General features: G+C 70.0%; 16 protein-coding genes. 6 read left to right on the top strand and 10 right to left on the bottom strand.

Annotated features, from left to right (window positions below):
* Positions 1-1,366 (top strand): asparagine synthetase B family protein (locus ACJ73U_RS29825; RefSeq protein ID WP_407781054.1); only part of this gene is annotated, 1,366 nt, incomplete at its 5' end.
* Between the two features lie 78 nt (positions 1,367-1,444).
* Here the strand turns inward: ACJ73U_RS29825 and ACJ73U_RS29820 are convergent.
* A complete protein-coding gene (locus ACJ73U_RS29820) occupies positions 1,445-2,686 on the bottom strand; it encodes a hypothetical protein (RefSeq protein ID WP_407781053.1) in 1,242 nt (413 codons plus the stop codon).
* Positions 2,687-2,869: 183 nt separating this feature from the next.
* Between ACJ73U_RS29820 and ACJ73U_RS29815 the strand changes: the two genes are divergently transcribed.
* Complete coding sequence (locus ACJ73U_RS29815) at positions 2,870-3,439, top strand: TetR/AcrR family transcriptional regulator (RefSeq protein WP_407781052.1); 570 nt, start codon at positions 2,870-2,872, stop codon at positions 3,437-3,439.
* On the opposite strand, the gene ACJ73U_RS29810 is transcribed toward ACJ73U_RS29815, so the two are convergent.
* From ACJ73U_RS29810 to ACJ73U_RS29800, 3 genes are all read right to left on the bottom strand, one after another.
* Positions 3,425-3,871: an N-acetyltransferase family protein gene (locus tag ACJ73U_RS29810; RefSeq protein WP_407781051.1), complete on the bottom strand. Its 447-nt coding sequence runs from the start codon at positions 3,869-3,871 to the stop codon at positions 3,425-3,427. The genes ACJ73U_RS29815 and ACJ73U_RS29810 overlap by 15 nt on opposite strands.
* Positions 3,868-4,737 (bottom strand): NAD(P)-dependent oxidoreductase, encoded by an 870-nt coding sequence (locus tag ACJ73U_RS29805; RefSeq protein WP_407781050.1) that lies wholly within the window; start codon positions 4,735-4,737, stop codon positions 3,868-3,870. Before ACJ73U_RS29805 ends, ACJ73U_RS29810 begins: the two co-directional genes overlap by 4 nt.
* A gap of 167 nt (positions 4,738-4,904) precedes the next feature.
* Positions 4,905-5,651 (bottom strand): putative hydro-lyase, encoded by a 747-nt coding sequence (locus tag ACJ73U_RS29800; protein WP_407781049.1) that lies wholly within the window; start codon positions 5,649-5,651, stop codon positions 4,905-4,907.
* Positions 5,652-5,711: 60 nt separating this feature from the next.
* On the opposite strand from ACJ73U_RS29800, the gene ACJ73U_RS29795 reads away from it, so the two are divergent.
* Entirely contained in the window at positions 5,712-7,004 is a 1,293-nt protein-coding gene (locus ACJ73U_RS29795) for a hemolysin family protein (RefSeq protein ID WP_407781048.1), read from the top strand.
* A gap of 20 nt (positions 7,005-7,024) precedes the next feature.
* Here ACJ73U_RS29795 and ACJ73U_RS29790 read toward each other — a convergent pair whose 3' ends face one another.
* The 3 genes from ACJ73U_RS29790 to ACJ73U_RS29780 all read right to left on the bottom strand — a co-directional run bounded on the left by ACJ73U_RS29790 (position 7,025) and on the right by ACJ73U_RS29780 (position 9,458).
* The gene (locus ACJ73U_RS29790) at positions 7,025-7,219 is read right to left on the bottom strand and encodes a DUF397 domain-containing protein (RefSeq protein WP_407781047.1); all 195 of its coding nucleotides are present in this window, start codon (positions 7,217-7,219) and stop codon (positions 7,025-7,027) included.
* A 471-nt stretch (positions 7,220-7,690) separates the two neighbouring features.
* Entirely contained in the window at positions 7,691-8,548 is an 858-nt protein-coding gene (locus tag ACJ73U_RS29785) for a helix-turn-helix domain-containing protein (protein WP_407781046.1), read from the bottom strand.
* Between the two features lie 331 nt (positions 8,549-8,879).
* A complete protein-coding gene (locus tag ACJ73U_RS29780; RefSeq protein ID WP_407781045.1) occupies positions 8,880-9,458 on the bottom strand; it encodes a helix-turn-helix domain-containing protein in 579 nt (192 codons plus the stop codon).
* Here ACJ73U_RS29780 and ACJ73U_RS29775 point away from each other — a divergent pair.
* Positions 9,457-10,305 carry an alpha/beta fold hydrolase gene (locus ACJ73U_RS29775; RefSeq protein WP_407781044.1) on the top strand — a complete coding sequence of 283 codons (849 nt, stop codon included), beginning with the start codon at positions 9,457-9,459 and terminating at the stop codon, positions 10,303-10,305. The two genes, ACJ73U_RS29780 and ACJ73U_RS29775, sit on opposite strands and share 2 nt — an antisense overlap.
* On the opposite strand, the gene ACJ73U_RS29770 is transcribed toward ACJ73U_RS29775, so the two are convergent.
* Both ACJ73U_RS29770 and ACJ73U_RS29765 read right to left on the bottom strand, forming a co-directional pair.
* The gene (locus ACJ73U_RS29770) at positions 10,281-11,795 is read right to left on the bottom strand and encodes an FAD-dependent monooxygenase (protein WP_407781043.1); all 1,515 of its coding nucleotides are present in this window, start codon (positions 11,793-11,795) and stop codon (positions 10,281-10,283) included. The two genes, ACJ73U_RS29775 and ACJ73U_RS29770, sit on opposite strands and share 25 nt — an antisense overlap.
* Positions 11,796-11,868: 73 nt before the next feature.
* On the bottom strand, positions 11,869-12,462 hold the full coding sequence (locus ACJ73U_RS29765) for a TetR family transcriptional regulator (protein WP_407781042.1): 594 nt from the start codon (positions 12,460-12,462) through the stop codon (positions 11,869-11,871).
* Between the two features lie 104 nt (positions 12,463-12,566).
* Here ACJ73U_RS29765 and ACJ73U_RS29760 point away from each other — a divergent pair, with 104 nt between their 5' ends.
* Positions 12,567-12,938 carry a VOC family protein gene (locus ACJ73U_RS29760; RefSeq protein ID WP_407781041.1) on the top strand — a complete coding sequence of 124 codons (372 nt, stop codon included), beginning with the start codon at positions 12,567-12,569 and terminating at the stop codon, positions 12,936-12,938.
* 47 nt (positions 12,939-12,985) lie between these two features.
* Entirely contained in the window at positions 12,986-13,231 is a 246-nt protein-coding gene (locus tag ACJ73U_RS29755; protein WP_407781040.1) for a hypothetical protein, read from the top strand.
* Positions 13,232-13,254: 23 nt separating this feature from the next.
* Here the strand turns inward: ACJ73U_RS29755 and ACJ73U_RS29750 are convergent.
* On the bottom strand, positions 13,255-15,448 hold a 2,194-nt coding region (locus tag ACJ73U_RS29750; RefSeq protein ID WP_407781039.1), incomplete at its 5' end, for a condensation domain-containing protein.

The raw sequence follows: 15,448 nt of genomic DNA, 5'->3' as shown, positions 1-15,448 counted from the left end.
TGCGCTGCAGCACTACCGCGTCCTCCAGTACGTGCCGGAGCCGGAGTCCATGCACACCGGCATCCGCCGCGTCGAGTCCGGTACCTTCTTCCACGTCCGCCCCGGGCAGCGCATCCAGTTCCAGCGGTACTTCTTCCCGACCTTCGACGCCAAGCCGGTGCCCGACTCGGAGAAGCTGTACGACGAGATCGCCGCGGTCATGCGGGACTCGGTCGGCAAGCACATGATCTCCGACCCGGACGTGACCGTCGGCGCGTTCCTGTCCGGCGGCATCGACTCGACCGCGACCGCGACGCTCGCCAAGGAGCACAACCCGAACCTGATCGCGTTCACCACCGGGTTCGAGCGCGAGGGTTACTCCGAGGTGGACGTCGCCGCCGAGACCGCGGAGGCGATCGGCGTGCGGCACGTGGTGAAGACCGTCTCCCCGCAGGAGATGATGTCCGCGCTGCCGCTGATCGTGTGGTACCTGGACGATCCGGTGGCCGACCCGGCCCTGGTGCCGCTGTGGTTCATCGCGCGCGAGGCACGCAAGTACGTCAAGGCGGTGCTGTCCGGCGAGGGCGCCGACGAGCTGTTCGGCGGCTACACGATCTACAACGAGCCGGTGTCGCTCGCGGCCTTCGAGAAGATGCCGGACGGCATGCGCAACCTGCTCGGCAGGGTGTCCACGAAGATCCCGGAAGGCGTGCGGGGAAAGGACCTCCTGCGTCGCGGCGCGCTGTCGCTCGAGGACCGCTACTACGGCAACGCCCGCAACTTCCGTGACCAGCAGCTGCGGGCGGTGCTGCGCCACTACAACGAGAACATCGGGTTCAAGGACGTGACCATGCCCTGGTACCGGGTGTCCAGGGACTGGGACCCGGTGGCCCGCATGCAGCACGTGGACCTGTTCACCTGGTTGCGCGGCGACATCCTCGTCAAGGCCGACAAGGTCACGATGGCCAACTCCCTGGAACTGCGGGTGCCGTTCCTCGACACCGAGGTGTTCGAGGTCGCCTCCCGCCTGCCCCGGTACATGAAGCTCGCCGGCGGGACGACGAAGTTCGCGCTGCGGCAGGCGTTGAAGCGGATCATCCCGCCGCACGTGCTCAACCGCCGCAAGCTCGGCTTCCCGGTGCCGATCCGCCTGTGGCTGCGTGACGAGATGTACGACTGGGCGCGGTCGATCATCGTCGAGTCCCAGACCGACGAGCACCTCGACCGCCGTGCGGTGCTCGACCTGCTGGAGGAGCACCGGACCGGCGAGCGCGACCGCAGCCGCCAGCTGTGGGCGCTGCTGGTCTTCATGCTGTGGCACGGCATCTTCGTGGAGAACCGCATCAAGGTGCGGGTCCCGGAACCGGCCTACCCGGTCAAGCTCTGAGTCAAGCTCGGAGTCAAGCTCCGAAAAGGAACGGCGCCGGACGGTCTTGAGGACCGTCCGGCGCCGTTCGAGAGAACGCTACGCGGCCACGAAGATCCCGGACACGTCGAAGATGACCTCGACGTAGCCGTTGTTGTTCGCGAAGTCGATCGCGTAGTTGTTGATGTTGGGGTTGGGCTCGAACGCAACCCCGACGTTGACCGCGTTCGCCGCGACCTGACCGGTCACCAGGTTCAGGTTCGAGGTGAACGGCCGCGTCGCGCCACCCGGCCACACCGTGATGAACTGCGGTGCGGTGGGGCCGGCACCGGTCAGGTTGGCAACGACACCCTTGATGTCCGGCGTACCGACGATCAAGCCGAGGAAGAAGCTCGTGTCGAGACCCGGCGCCTGCTCCGGGTCGCGGGTGTCCAGCCACCGCTCCGGCGCGAACGGGACCAGCGCGTAGCCGGTTCCCGGTGCGTAGTACCCGGCCACGTCCGCGATCAGCTGCACGTTGCCGAAGCCGTTGTACAGCGTCACCGACCGGTTCGTGCCCAGCTGGACCGTGACCTGGTTCGGCACGTTCTCACCCGGGTTCACGTTGACGTTCGACGCGAGCGGCCGCGACTGCCCGGCCGGGTACGCCGTCACGAACGTGCCCGCCGTGGCCTCCACGGCGGTCAGGTTGAACGTCACCGCGGTCGCGGCGGCGGGCAGCGTGGTCGACAGGTCGACCGTCCGCGTGCCGCCGGGACCCACCGGACCGCCGTTGCCGCGGGTGTCCAGCGCGCGGTACGGCGTCACGGTGGTGTACCGCGAGGACGCCGTGTTCCCGACGTAGTACCCGGACAGGTCGGCGACCAGGTGCGTCGCACCCTGGAAGTTGAACAGCGAGATCCTGCGGTCGGCGGAGTTGAGTGCCACCGTCACCTGGTTCGCGCGGGTCTGCCCGGCGACCAGGTTCAGGTTGGACGCCGTCGGCCGAGCCTCGCCCGCCGGGTACACGGTGACGTACGTGCTGGCCGTGGGCTGCGTGCCCGTCACGTTCAGCACCACCGCGGTCGCGTTGCTCGGGGTCAGCGCGTTCAGGTCCACGTTGACCAAGCCGCCGGCACCGACCGGAGCGCCGTTCTCGCGGGTGTCCAGCACCCGCGTCGGCGAGACCGGGACGAACGTCGACGGTGTCTCGTCGGCCGCCGTCCGTGCCGCCGCCTGATGGGTCCGTGCCGCGACGGCGCGCCCGTCCGTGGCGATCGGCGCCGCGGAGGCCTGAGCCACCCCGGCGACCAGGGCGGCGGCCGCGACGACCCCCACGACCGCGAAACTTCTACTTGCCATGCAATCCACCTTCATCTGTGGGTTCTCCGGAGATCCCCGACCCAAACGCTGAACCTAGCCCAGTGATCGGGTCTGGGCCACCTGATTGGCAGAACTTGCGGGCAAGTTGCGCATGGTGTTCGGTCCGGAGTGGAGCGTTCGCCGGGGTGCTAGCCTCATGACAGCCGTCATAGGGAGATGACCATGGCGTACACACCGAGGGAACGCATGGTGTACAGCGCTGCGCAGCTGGTGCGTGCGCGGGGCGCCACGGGGACCGGCGTGCGGGATGTCGTGGAGCACGCGAAGGCGCCGCGCGGGTCGTTCCAGCACTACTTCCCGGGCGGCAAGGACCAGCTGGTCGGCGAGGCGGTACTGTGGGCGGCGGACTTCGCGGTCGAGCGGGTGCGGTCCTACCGGCGCACCGCACGCACTCCCACACCTTCCGGGCTTTTCGCCCACATGGCCAAGCAGTGGAAGCAGGACTTCACCGAGCGCGGCTACGAGCGCGGCTGCCCGTTGATGGCGGCGGCCGCGGACCTGGTGGGTACCGACTCGACAGTGACGGCTGACCTGCGGACGGGTGTGGAGCGCTGGGAGACCGCGGTGGCCGAGGAGCTGGTGGCCATGGATGTGCCGGCCCGCCGCGCCAGGCGGCTCGCCACGGTGATGATCAGCACGCTGGAGGGCGCGATCATGTCGGCCCGCCTGCACGGGGATGTCGGCCCGCTCAGCACGGTCGTCGCGGAGCTGGCGCCGCTACTGGACGACTGACCGGACGTCCACGTCGACCGTCACGTCGCAGCCGTACCCCTGGCTGCCCACCACCGGGAAGCTCGCGGTCACGTAGGCCAGCAGCGAGGTCCGGCACAGCTCCATCCGCACCACCGCGACGCCGGTCTTCTCCACCAGTGCCGCCACGAGCGCGCGGCCGACGCCCCGCCCCTGCCAGCCGTCCTCGACGATCATGGCCACCTCCGGGACGTCCGGCTCCTCGAGGACCGGGCCGACGCTCGCGAGGCCGACGATCTCCGTGTCCTCCTCGGCCACCAGTGCCGTGTGCTCGCCGGACAGGCAGCGCCGCAGGTACGCGGGTGGGATGTCGGTGACCACGCCGTGGAACCGTTGGTACCGCGTGCGTGGCGAGCACCGGGCCATCATGGCGGCCAGGGCGTCCGCGTCGTCGGGTTGGAGCGCGCGGATCACGGCGCGGCCGTCCGCGCCTCGATCGCGTGCAGCACCGCGACCATGTCCGACTGGCCGTGCCCCAGGGCCGCCGCCTCCCCGTACAGCGCGTGGCACACGTCGAGCAGCGGCGACGCGAGGTTCGCGGCCCGGGCGGCCGCCGCGACGAGCCGGTTGTTCTCCAGGACGTTCGCGACCGAGGCCTGGACGTCGAAGTCACCCGCGACGAGCTTCGCCGCCTTGCCGCGGGACACGCTGCTCGCCATCGGCCCCGCGGCCAGCACGGCCTCGAACAGGTGCGGGTCGAGGCCGTGCCGGTCCGCGAAGTGCGTGGCCTCGGCGAGCCCGGTGACCATCGTGATCAGGTACAGGTTCACCGCGAGCTTCATCAGCAGCGCGTTCGGCACCGCGCCGCAGGCGAACGTCTCGTGGCACATCGGCGTGAGCAGCGGCCGGACCTCCTCGACCGCGTCGCCGGCGAGCATGCCGACCAGCTCGCCCTTGGCCGCCGGCACACGCGACCCGGACACCGGTGCCTCCACGTACCGGCCGCCCGCCGCGGTGACGTCCGCGCCCAGCCGTCGCGAGTACTCGGGCGCGGTGGTTCCCATGTGGACGATCACGCGACCCGCCACGTTCGTGGGAAACGCCTGCGTGCCACGGCCGAGCACGGCGTCGGTGGCCGCGTCGTCGGCCAGCATCATGAGCACGGTGCCGGTGGTGGCGAACACCTCGGCCGGGTCGCTCGCCACCACCGCGCCGGCGTCGCGCAGGGGCCCGGTCCGCGACGGCGTGCGGTTCCAGACCACCAGCGGCGTGCCGGCGTGCGCGAGGTTGAGCGCCATCGGCTGCCCCATCACGCCGAGCCCGAGGAATCCCACGCGCACGCGCCACCTCCTATGACAGCTGTCATGATAGCGCACGCCATGACGGTTGTCATAGTGCTTCATGCGACGGGGATGACCGGTCGTGGCGTCCACGTGCGACTATGCCGGTGGCTCGTGGGTGAGTGGCGTGACTGTCGGTCGGCACGGGGCCATCCACGGGACACGATCTACAACAGCTGGTAGGTCGTGTCCTCGACATCGGTGACGAACATGTGGCCGGGCGCGTGGGTGATGGCGAACGGCGGCCGGGAGGCCATCAGCGCTGCCTGCGGGGTCACGCCGCACGCCCAGAACACCGGCGCGTCACCCGGCTCGACGACGGGCCGGTCACCGAAGTCCGGGTGGTCGAGGTCGGTGATGCCGAGGGCGCCCGGGTCCCCGACGTGCACCGGCGCGCCGTGCACGGCCGGCATGAGCGCGGTGACGCGGACCGCCGTGTCGACCTGGGCGGCGGGGATCATCCGCAGCGAGACGACCATCGGCCCGTGCAGGCGCCCGGCGGGCCGGCACTCCCGGTTGGTGACGTACATCGGCACGTTGCGCCCGTGGTTGAGCCGTACCCCGGCCGCGACCAGCGCGGACTCGAAGGTGAAGCTGCATCCGATGAGGAACGCGACGAGGTCCTCGCGCCAGTGCGCCGTCGCGTCGGTCGGCTCGGCGGTCAGGGCGCCGTCGTGCCAGACGCGGTAACGCGGCACGTCGGTCCGCAGGTCGGCGCCGGGCGCGAGGACCGTGCGGGGATCACCGGGTTCAGTGACATCCAGAAGGGGGCACGGCTTCGGGTTGCGCTGGGCGAAGAGCAGCATGTCGTAGGCCCAGTCCCGGGGCACGGCGATGAGGTTGGCCTGGGTGTAGCCGGGGGCGAGGCCCGCGGTCGGTCCGGTCGCCCGGGAACGGACCTGGGCTGGAGTCATTCCCCGACCGTAGCTTCGGCTGGGTACCGTTGTCGCCCAGTCGGGTAGGAATGGGACGGCATGAGTGGCTATTGGTGGAACATCGTGCTGGTCGGCGTCCTCGTGGTGGTGAACGCGGTGTTCGCCGGCAGTGAGATCGCGCTGATCTCACTGCGGGAGGGGCAGCTGAAGGCGTTGGAACGGCGCGACACGGCGGCCAGCAGGACGCTGGTCCGCCTGGCCCGCGATCCGAACAGGTTCCTCGCGACGATCCAGATCGGCATCACGCTCGCGGGCTTCCTGGCCTCGGCGGCCGCGGCCGTGTCGCTGGCGGAGCCGGTGGCGCCGCTGTTCGCGTTCCTGGGCAGTGCGAAGGAGGCGGTGGCGATCGCGCTGATTACCCTGATCCTGACGTTCTTCACGCTGGTCTTCGGCGAACTGGCCCCGAAACGCCTGGCGATGCAGTACGCCGAGCGGTGGGCGCTGGCGGTCGCCCGCCCGCTGGACTTCCTGTCCCGCCTGTCGAGACCGGTGGTCTGGGTCCTGGGCAAGACGACCGACCTGACGGTCCGCATCTTCGGCGGTGACCCCCGGGTGGCGGCCGAGCAGCTGACGCCCGAGGAGCTGCGGGACCTGGTCATCGGTCACCGCGGCCTGAACGCGGAGCAGCGCACCATCATCACGGGCGCCCTGGAGATCCACGAACGCATCCTGCGCGAGGTTCTGGTCCCACGCGTCAACGTCTTCACCCTCCGCGCCGACGTCCCGACCGCCGAGGCCCGCGACGCCCTGGCGTCATCCGGCCACACAAGAGCCCCCATAGTGCGCGACGGTCACCTGGACGATGTCATCGGCGTGGTGACCCTCCGCGACCTCCTGGACGACACCCGCCCACTGTCGGAAGTGGCCCGCCCCCCGGTCGTCTTCCCCGACTCGGTACGCGTCTCGGACGCCATCCGCCGCTTCAAGGACGAGCGCGAACAGTTCGCCCTGGTGGCCAACGAACACGGCGCGATAGACGGGATAGTCACCCTGGAGGACCTGCTGGAGGAGATAGTGGGCGAGATCTACGACGAGAGCGACCCGGACGTCATGTCGGTCCAGACCCGCCCGGACGGTGCCCTCCAACTACCCGGCACCTTTCCCGTGCACGACCTGGTCGACCTGGGAGTGGAACTGGAAGACCGCCCAGAAGGCGACTACGCCACGATCGCCGGCCTGGTCCTGACCGCCCTGGGACGCATTCCCACCCACCCGGGCGACCGGGTGGCCCTGGCCGAATGGACGATCGAGGTAACGGCGGTGGCGCACCACGCCATCACCGAGGTGCGCCTACACCACCACCCGAACGACGTGTCACCGGAGCTGTCGTAGACCCTCGGGGACGCACGCTCCTACAGGTCGTAGTCGCCGTCCTTGACGCCAGCAACAAAGATCGCCCACTCCTCGTAGGTGAATTCCGCTGTGCCCGCACCAGGCCGAAGATTGTTCCGCACGAACACGGAATCATCGGTGAATTTCGTCTCCACACAGGTTCCCCCATTGTGGGTTCGGCTGGGTAGAAACCACTCATTCATCTTCTTCGGCATGCGACCTTCCCGTCTGCGAATATGATACGACTCAAGTCGAGATTTCTGCGGTCTGTGCTGGCGTCCGTCCCCCTGTGGACGGTGACGAGATGCTATTGGACCTACTTCGCAGCTTGGCTGCCGGGTCCGTCCACTGTTCTGTCACGCGTCCTGTTAGGCTTCCGCCTTTTGTCACGAGGAGCCGGTTCGAAGGCGCCTTTCCGAAAGCGTCGCCTTCACCTGCCTATTCACAGGGCGCTGTCATCGCGGCTGTTCACCCAAGGTGCTCGTGGGAAGGGGCGCTGGTCAGCAACCCCCACTCTTCGTAAGTGAATCTCGCCGTTCCGTCACTTCGTCGCGAACTGTTTCCTACGAACACGGCGCCGTCTTCGAATATGACTTTCTCGGATGTGGGCGCTGTTGCTCGTGCGCGTTGGGATGAGCCATTCATTCTCGTCGGCATGTTTGGATGGGCCGGGGATCGCACGACGGTCACGGATCCATTTCGATTATCTCGTACCGAACTCGCTCCATGAACTCGGTGCTGTCCTCGAGACCGAGTGCTTTGGCGCGGACGAGATCGAGGTGATGCGCTGCCTGGGCGAGCTGGGTTGGTTCGTCGCGAACGGCTTCCCAGCCATACCCTTCCAGAATCATCATGTCCGGTGCCGGCGCCGGAAAGCGGTGCATGGTGACCGTGACACCGAGGAACGCGTGCGGTCCGGAGCCGAGGGGCAGTATCTGGATCACCAGGTTGCCGAGTGTGCGGTTCAACCGCACGAGGTGCTCGATCTGCTCCTGCATGCTCTTCGGGCCGCCGATCTTGGTGCGCAGAGCGGCTTCGCCAAGGATGCACCAGTAACGCAACGGCGGGCGGTGGCTCCGGGTGAGCACGGCGAACCGCTCCATCCTCTGCTCCAACCGTTTGGCGACGTCCTCGGGTTGGTTCTCCCACGACCACTCGAGCAACGCCTTGGCGTAGTTCGGTGTCTGCAACAGTCCGGGAATCAGCTCGGGTGAGAAGAAGACCGTCGAGATCGCCTGGGCCTCCAGATCGACGGCGCGACGGACGGTCGCCGGGATGACGGCGGTCGTGTACGGGCTTGGTCTGCGGCGGACTCGCGAGGACCGCGCGAACTCGATCATCTCGTCGCGCTCCGGGCCGGAAATGCCGTAGTGGTCGAGCAAACGTTCCAACTCGACAGGTTTGGGCTTGGACCGGCCGGTCTCCAGGTCGCCGATCTTGGACCTCGTGCAGCCCAGGACCAAAGCGGCCTCATCCCTCGTGACCCGCGCCTCCTCGCGCATACGGCGCAGTGTCGCCGCCACTTGCACGTGCTCGGGTTTCATCGCAGGCGCCCCTTCCTGCCAATTGCCACGAGTTTCCCACAAATGACGCCTTTTACGTCCGTAGTTTCACTCTTTTGGCCAGGTGAGCGCGACTACGTACGTAAGTTACTCTTTTTGGAAGTGAGGCTGAGGAGGCTGACGGTGGATCGAGAACCAGTGCGGGGTGGGGCTTACGTCAACCTCCTCGATGACACGAAGATCAAGTTTCGGGTGGATCCGGGTGGGGACAGTGTCGAGATCGTCGCGTTGGGGTCCATGGAGTTGTCCATTGGGATGACGCCCGAAGTGTTGCGGCGGTGTCAGGAAGTGCTGGCCGAGGCGGCGCACGCCGTCACGTTGGCTCGTCGAGGAGTTTGACCGTGGGGAACAGGATGGGGCTCAGCAGGTGTTGGCGGCGGCCGGGAGCCGGTGTGTTCCGCAGTCGGGGGAGGATCGCCGTGCGGAGGTCGGTGATCAGTGCCTCCAGTTCCTCGTGGGTCAGCCATACCGCGTGTTGGCGGTAGCCCACCAGGTCCTCGGCCGGGTTGGCGTCGCCGTTCAGGTATGCCGTGAATTCCGCGATCAGTGTGGCCATCGCCACCGTGAATGCCTGGCGGTGGTCGTCGACCGTCGCGGCGGCCGCGGTTTCCGCGTCGATGGTCGCCTTTTCCTTTCGTAGGCGGTAGGTGCGTTCCACCGTTCCGCGTACTCGCTGTTCCCCCGACACTTCCAGGACGCCCGCGTCCGCCAGTACGCCCACGTGCCGGTACACCGTCGCCTGGGAGACGTCCGGCAGGCGGGTGCACAGCTGCGCCGTGGTCATCGGCTCGCCGGACAGTGCGTGCACGATCCGCAACCTGACAGGGTGAACCAGCAACTCGGAAGTTTCCACAAGCAAGATGTTCTCACATCTGATATCGTTCGCAAACATGAGAACGTACTTGGTCAACGACCGCAACCTCGCCGCCGTGACAGGCGGCAGCGGGGGAAGCGTCGTGTTCCTCCCCGGCGCCGGGCTCGTCGGGCTCGACTTCTGGAACATCCACGACCGGCTCGCGCCCTTCGCGGCCAGCCTCCTGTACGACCGCGCCGGTACCGGGGCCAGCGACCCCGTCGACCTGCCGCGCAGCGCCGCCGCCGTCGCCACCGAGCTGCACGAGCTGCTCGCCGTCGTCGGGCAGGCGGGGCCGCACGTGCTCGTCGGGCACTCCATGGGCGCCCTCTACGCCCGGCGCTTCGCCCAGCTGTTCCCCTCCGACGTCGCCGGCCTGCTGCTCCTCGACCCGGGGCACGAGGACATGTTCGACTTCCTCCCGCCCGAAGCGGTCGAGCTGAACGAGCGGATGAAGACCGGCGCCCCCCAGGACCTCACGCCCGAGCAGGTCGACGCCGCCCGCACCGCCTACGCGCACCTCTACGCGGCCTGGCCCGGCGACGCGCGGGACCGGCTGGTCGAGTACCACGTCACGCACTGGCGCACCGGGTTGTCCGAGGCGGCGAACCTCGAGTCCGAGGTCCACGCGGAGCTGCGCGAGGGCGGCCCGGTCCCCGACGTGCCGGCCATCGTGCTCAGCGCCACCGGGCGGAACCCCTACTGGGCCAACTTCCTCACCGAGGAGCAGATGACCCTCGCCCACGACGGGATCCGCAAGCTCCACGTGGCCATCGCCGCCTCCTTCACCCGTGGGGAACACCGGCTGCTCGACGGCGCCTCACACCAGTACGCCCACATCGAGCAGCCGGACGCCGTCGTTCAGGCCGTGCGTGACCTGCTCTGAGGCTCGCCGAACCACGTGCGCAGGGCGTCCGCCAGCCCCGCCGTGCCGCCGTCGCTCGCCCACGCCACGTAGCCGTCGGGGCGGACCAGCGCCGCCGCCAACGAACTCCGCGCGGTCGTGGTGACGGTGTCCACGCGGTCCGCCCACCCGGCCGCCCCACCGGGTGCGCCGCCGAGGTCGAGGAGCAGGGGGCGGGCCCGGCGCAGCAGCTCGGCCACGCGCGTTCCGCCGCCCAGCGCCAGGTCCGGCATCAGGCGACCGGACAGGGGGTGGTCGTCCGTTGTGGCGTAACGGACATCGGTGCCGGCCATCAGGTCGGCGACGTGCTGGCGCGTGTGCTTGTCGGCGAACAGCTCGGTCATCAGCTCGCGCAGTGCCGTGACGTTCGGGTCGGGCACGGTCAGCGCCATCTGCGCACGTGTCTGCATGATGACCCGCCGGCCGACCGGGTGGCGCTCGGACTCGTACGTGTCGAGCAGGCCCGCCGGTGCCCACCCCCGCACGGCGCCGGCGAGCTTCCAGCCCAGGTTGAGCACGTCCTGCATGCCGAGGTTCAGACCTGGACCGCCCATTCCACTGTGGACATGTGCGGCGTCGCCCGCCAGGAACACCCGGCCACGGCGGTAGTGCGCCGCCTGGCGGGAGTTGATGCCGGTGAGCCTGCGCAGACCGGCCGGGGCGTCGGCCGGCTCGCTCATCGGCAGGTCGGCGCCGAGTACCCGTTTGGCGGCGGCACGCAGCTCCTCGAGTGGCATGTCCTCGTTGTCCGGCAGCGGTTCCTGACCCCACTCGAGCACGGACACGCGGTAGCGGCCCGGCTGGAAGTTGCCGAACGCGAACAACCCAGTGTCCGTGCGCGTGAAGGTCTGGGGTCGCAGCCGGCCCAGGCCCGGCACCTCCAGCACGCCGTCCCCGGTCGCCACCGGCGCGGCGATGGCGACCTGTCCCGACCGGCCGACGAACGTGTCGTCGGTGATCCCCGGGAAGTCGATGCCGAGCTGCTTGCGCACGGTGCTGCGACCGCCGTCCGCGCCGACGAGGTATCGGGTGGTCAGCGTGTACTTCCCTCGTGGGCCGTCGACCTCCGCCGTCACGTGCTCGTCGTCCTGTGCGACCGAGAGCAAGGTGTGTCCCTTGTGGATGGTCACGCCCAGCTCGGCGGCACGTTCCGCGAGGATCTTCTCCAGCCGCAGCTGGGGAATCGGTAACGCGTAGAGTTCGTGATCGTCCAGATCGGACAGTTCGAGCGGCACGGCGCCGAACTGGAAGCCGGGCATGCGAACCGGCCTCGGCCCGCCGCCGAGCCGCTCGAGCAGGCCGCGGTAGTCCATGGCCCGCACGACCCGCCCGACGAGCCCGTTCGCCTTCAGGATCGAGGGTCGTTCCGCGTACTGTTCCAGGACCGTCGGGCGGACGCCGGCCAGAGCCAGCTCGACGGCGAGCAGCAGGCCGTTGGGGCCGCCGCCGATGATGACGACATCGTCGGACATATCGTCGGACATGAGGACGCCTTTCTACGCCACCGCACGGCGACCGCGCGGTGCTGGCTGGTGGTGGAATGCCCTACCGGGCCGTGGGTTCCGGAAGTCCGGCGGCGAGCTGCCGCAGGGCGTCCCGCAGGAGAACCGCGAGTGACACCGGTGGGTCGGCGCGGAGCCACTGGTCGATGGCGACCCGGTGGGCCGCCCCCATCGCCGCCGCGACCAGTCGCGGGTACAGGTCGGTGGGCCGGCTGCCGGTCCGCTCGGCGATGGCGGCCGCCCACTCCTGCTCCGCGTCCGCGTTGGCCTTCAGGTACTCGCCCAGCAACGCCGGGTCGGTGAGCATGAGCCGGACCCCCGCGGTCCAGCCCTTGTCGGGTTCTCCGGCGCCGTACCGGGTGAGGAGTGCCTCGGTCACCGTCTCCCAGAGCGGCTCGTCGCGCGGCCGCTCCCGGATGTGGTCGGCCACCTGGCGGCCCCGGTTGAGGTTCCGCCAGGCGATGGCCTCCGCCTTGCTGGAGAAGTAGTTGTTGAACGTGCGCGGCGAGACCCCGGCCGCGGCGGCGATGTCCTCGACCAGCACCTGGCCGAACCCCCGCTCGACGGACAGGCGGAGCGCGGCCCAGCTCAACGCCTCCTGCGTCTGCTGCTTCTTGCGCTCCCGCAACCCGCTCACACCCCAACCATACCGCAACTTGCGTGGTCCGCAAGTTTGCGGGGCACGCATTTTCCTCGACCCGGCTGGTTTGGCGGGAGGCGCGGGGGTCAACCACTCCTGGCATGACGATGAGCTACACCGCCACGGTGCTGGACGCGCCCGACGCCCGCGAGCTGGCGGACTTCTACCGGCGGCTGCTCGGCTGGGAGACCGTGGACGACTCGCCGGACTGGGTGACGCTGCGGGAGCCCGGCGGCACGGCCCGGTTGTCGTTCCAGACGGAGAAGCTGTACCGGCGGCCGGCGTGGCCCGCCGCGGCGGACGCGCAGCTGATGATGGCGCACCTGGACATCGCCGTGGACGACCTGCGGGCGGAGCTGGCGCACGCGGTCGAGGAAGGGGCCGAGGTCGCGGGGTTCCAGCCGCAGGAACATGTTCGGGTGTGTCTCGACCCGGCCGGCCACCCGTTCTGCCTCTACGTGCCGGAAAGTTGACGGCGCGTGTCGGGAACTGAACGCCCGCGTGTCGCGACAATAGAACCGTGGACTGCGACACGTGCCGTGAGGCTCTCTCGGCCAGACTCGACGGAGAGGCGGAACCGGCCGCGCCGGACGAGCACTTCGAGGACTGCCGGTCCTGCCAGGACTGGTACGTGGCCGCGTCCGCGCTGACCGGCGGCTGGGACGACGAGCCGCCGTCGCCGGACCTGACCGCGGCCGTCCTCGGCCGGGTCGAGCCGCGCACCGGGCTACTCGGCTCGACGAGATGGCGGCACCGCCGGCGCTGAGCGCGGGATCAGCACCACCGCGCTCAGCGCGTCGCCGCGCGATCCGCTGGGGTGACCAGCGCGAACGGGGTCAGCGGCGCGGGTACCTCGGTCGTCGTGGTGCCGGCGGGCAGGTCCAGGCGGGCGGCGAGCGCGCGGGGCGTCTGCAACGTGTACAGGTCGCTCAGATCCACCGCGATGCCGTGCGCCAGCGCCGTCGCCCGCAACCGCAGCGCGATGACCGAGTCGCCGCCGACCGAGAAGAACGAGTCGTCCGGCCGGATCCCGGTCGCGCCCAGCACCTCCTCGAACAAACCGCACAGGAGCCGGACCTCCGTGCCCGTGCCCGGGTCGCTCCCGACGGCCCGCGGGCAGTTCGCCACGGTGGGTGCGGGCAGCCGCTCCGTGGCCACCTTCCCGTCGTGGTCGGTCGGGAGCTGGTCGACCGCGCTCAGCTCAACGCGGTCGGCACGCGGCTCGCGGAACACGACCGGCTCGTCCACCAGGAGCGCCGGCACAACGTCCGGTATCCGCTCGGTGAGGTCGGTGGACGTGATCACCGCCGCCGGCGCGGCCGGCCGCACCGCCTCGGCGAGGGCGAGCCGGAACTCGTCAGCGACCCGGCGTGCCGTCGCCTCGCCGACCAGGTTCCTTTGGTACACCAGGCGGAACACGAGCCGGTCGTCGTCGCGGGCGCCGTGGAGGCTCAGGGCGAACGCCGCGTCCCGGGGCGGCACGTCCACGACCTCGATGTCCACACCGGACACGGTGGCGCGCGCGCCGTTCCAGGGGATGGGGAACCCGTCGCCGAGCCGGCCGCCGGCGGACTGCTGGAACGTGATCACGGCCTGGAGCAACGGGTTCTGGCCGTGCCGCGCGGGGGACAGGGCACGCACCAGGCGCGGGAACGGCACGTCCGCGCAGGCGAGCGCGTCCCGCAGTCCGCGCCACGTGCGCGCCTCCAGTGCCGGGAGGTCGTCGCCGCCGGTGAAGTCCCCGAGCAGCGGCAATAGGTTGACCAGGTGGCCGACCACGCCGGCGAACCGGGTGTCCGCGCGGCCGTGGTGCGGCGTCGCCACGGTGACCGTGGGGGAGCCGGTGACGCGGTGCAGTGCCCGCAGGTACGCGGCGGCGAGCGTGACGAACGGGGTGAAGCCGCGTTCCTTGCAGTGGTCGTACAGGGCGCCGGCGTCGACGGCGAAGTCCACGGTGGCGGCCGGGTTCCTCCGGCGCGCCGCGGGGGCCGAGGGGAACAGCACCTGGTCACGGTGCGGGCGCCAGCGCGCCGCCAGCCGCGCCAGCTTCGCCTCCTTCTCCGGCGTCTCCCTCGCCTGCTCGGCGGTCCAGCCGAGCGCGGTCGTCGGCCCGGCGCCGAGCGCGGAACCCTTGTCGCCCAGCAGTTCCGCGAGGACGTCGGCGAGCACGATCCGCAGCGACGCGTAGTCGGCGATCGCGTGGTGGCAGGCCAGCAGCAGCGTCGTGCCGGTCGGGGTGTGGACGGTCGCGGCCCGTACGAGCGGTCCCTCGGCGAGGTCGAACGGCCGGTACGTGACCACGGTGAGGAAGTCGCGGCTGGCCGTCTCGTCGGCCAGTTCCAGACTGTCCCACCCGAACCGCGGCTCGTCGTGCACGACCTGGACGCCGTCGCGGATGGTCGTGCGCAGGGCGGCGTGCCGGGCGACCGCCGCGCTGACGGCCGCGTGCGGTTCGGCGTCGGTGAACCTCCGGTTCAGTCGCACCGCGCAGGACAGCGTGTTGGACCGGTCCTCCGGGTGCAGCTGGTCGAAGGACTGGAGCCGCAGCTGGTTGTCGGTGGCGGCGCGGGTGCCGGGCGCGGCGATCGGGGGCGCGGCCGCGCGCGCGGTCGTGGCGGTGACGACCTTGAGCCGCCCGGCGAGGTAACGCGTCCTCGTCTCGGCGCGGCGGATCTTGCCGCTGGAGGTCCGGGGGATCGAGTGGGGGCGGACGAGCACGACCTCGGTCGGCTCCAGCTCGCAGGCGGTGCGCACGGCCCAACGCACCGCGTCCTCCAGACCGTCCACGCTGGACCACGGGTTGACCTCCAGCACGAGCACCACCCGGTCGTCCACCTGGAACGCGGCGCCGAGCCGCACGCGGTGGTCCGCGGCCGCGGCCGCCTCGACGTCGTGCGGGTGGTGGTTGCGGCCGCCGAGGATGATCAGGTCCTTCACGCGGCCCGCGACGTGCAGCTCGCCGGCCACGAGCGTGCCGAGGTCG

Source organism: Actinophytocola sp., from assembly GCF_045807065.1.
Lineage (GTDB): Bacteria > Actinomycetota > Actinomycetes > Mycobacteriales > Pseudonocardiaceae > Actinophytocola.
The sequence above is the reverse complement of the archived record's forward strand: the minus strand, read 5'-3'. Positions and strand labels throughout refer to the sequence as shown.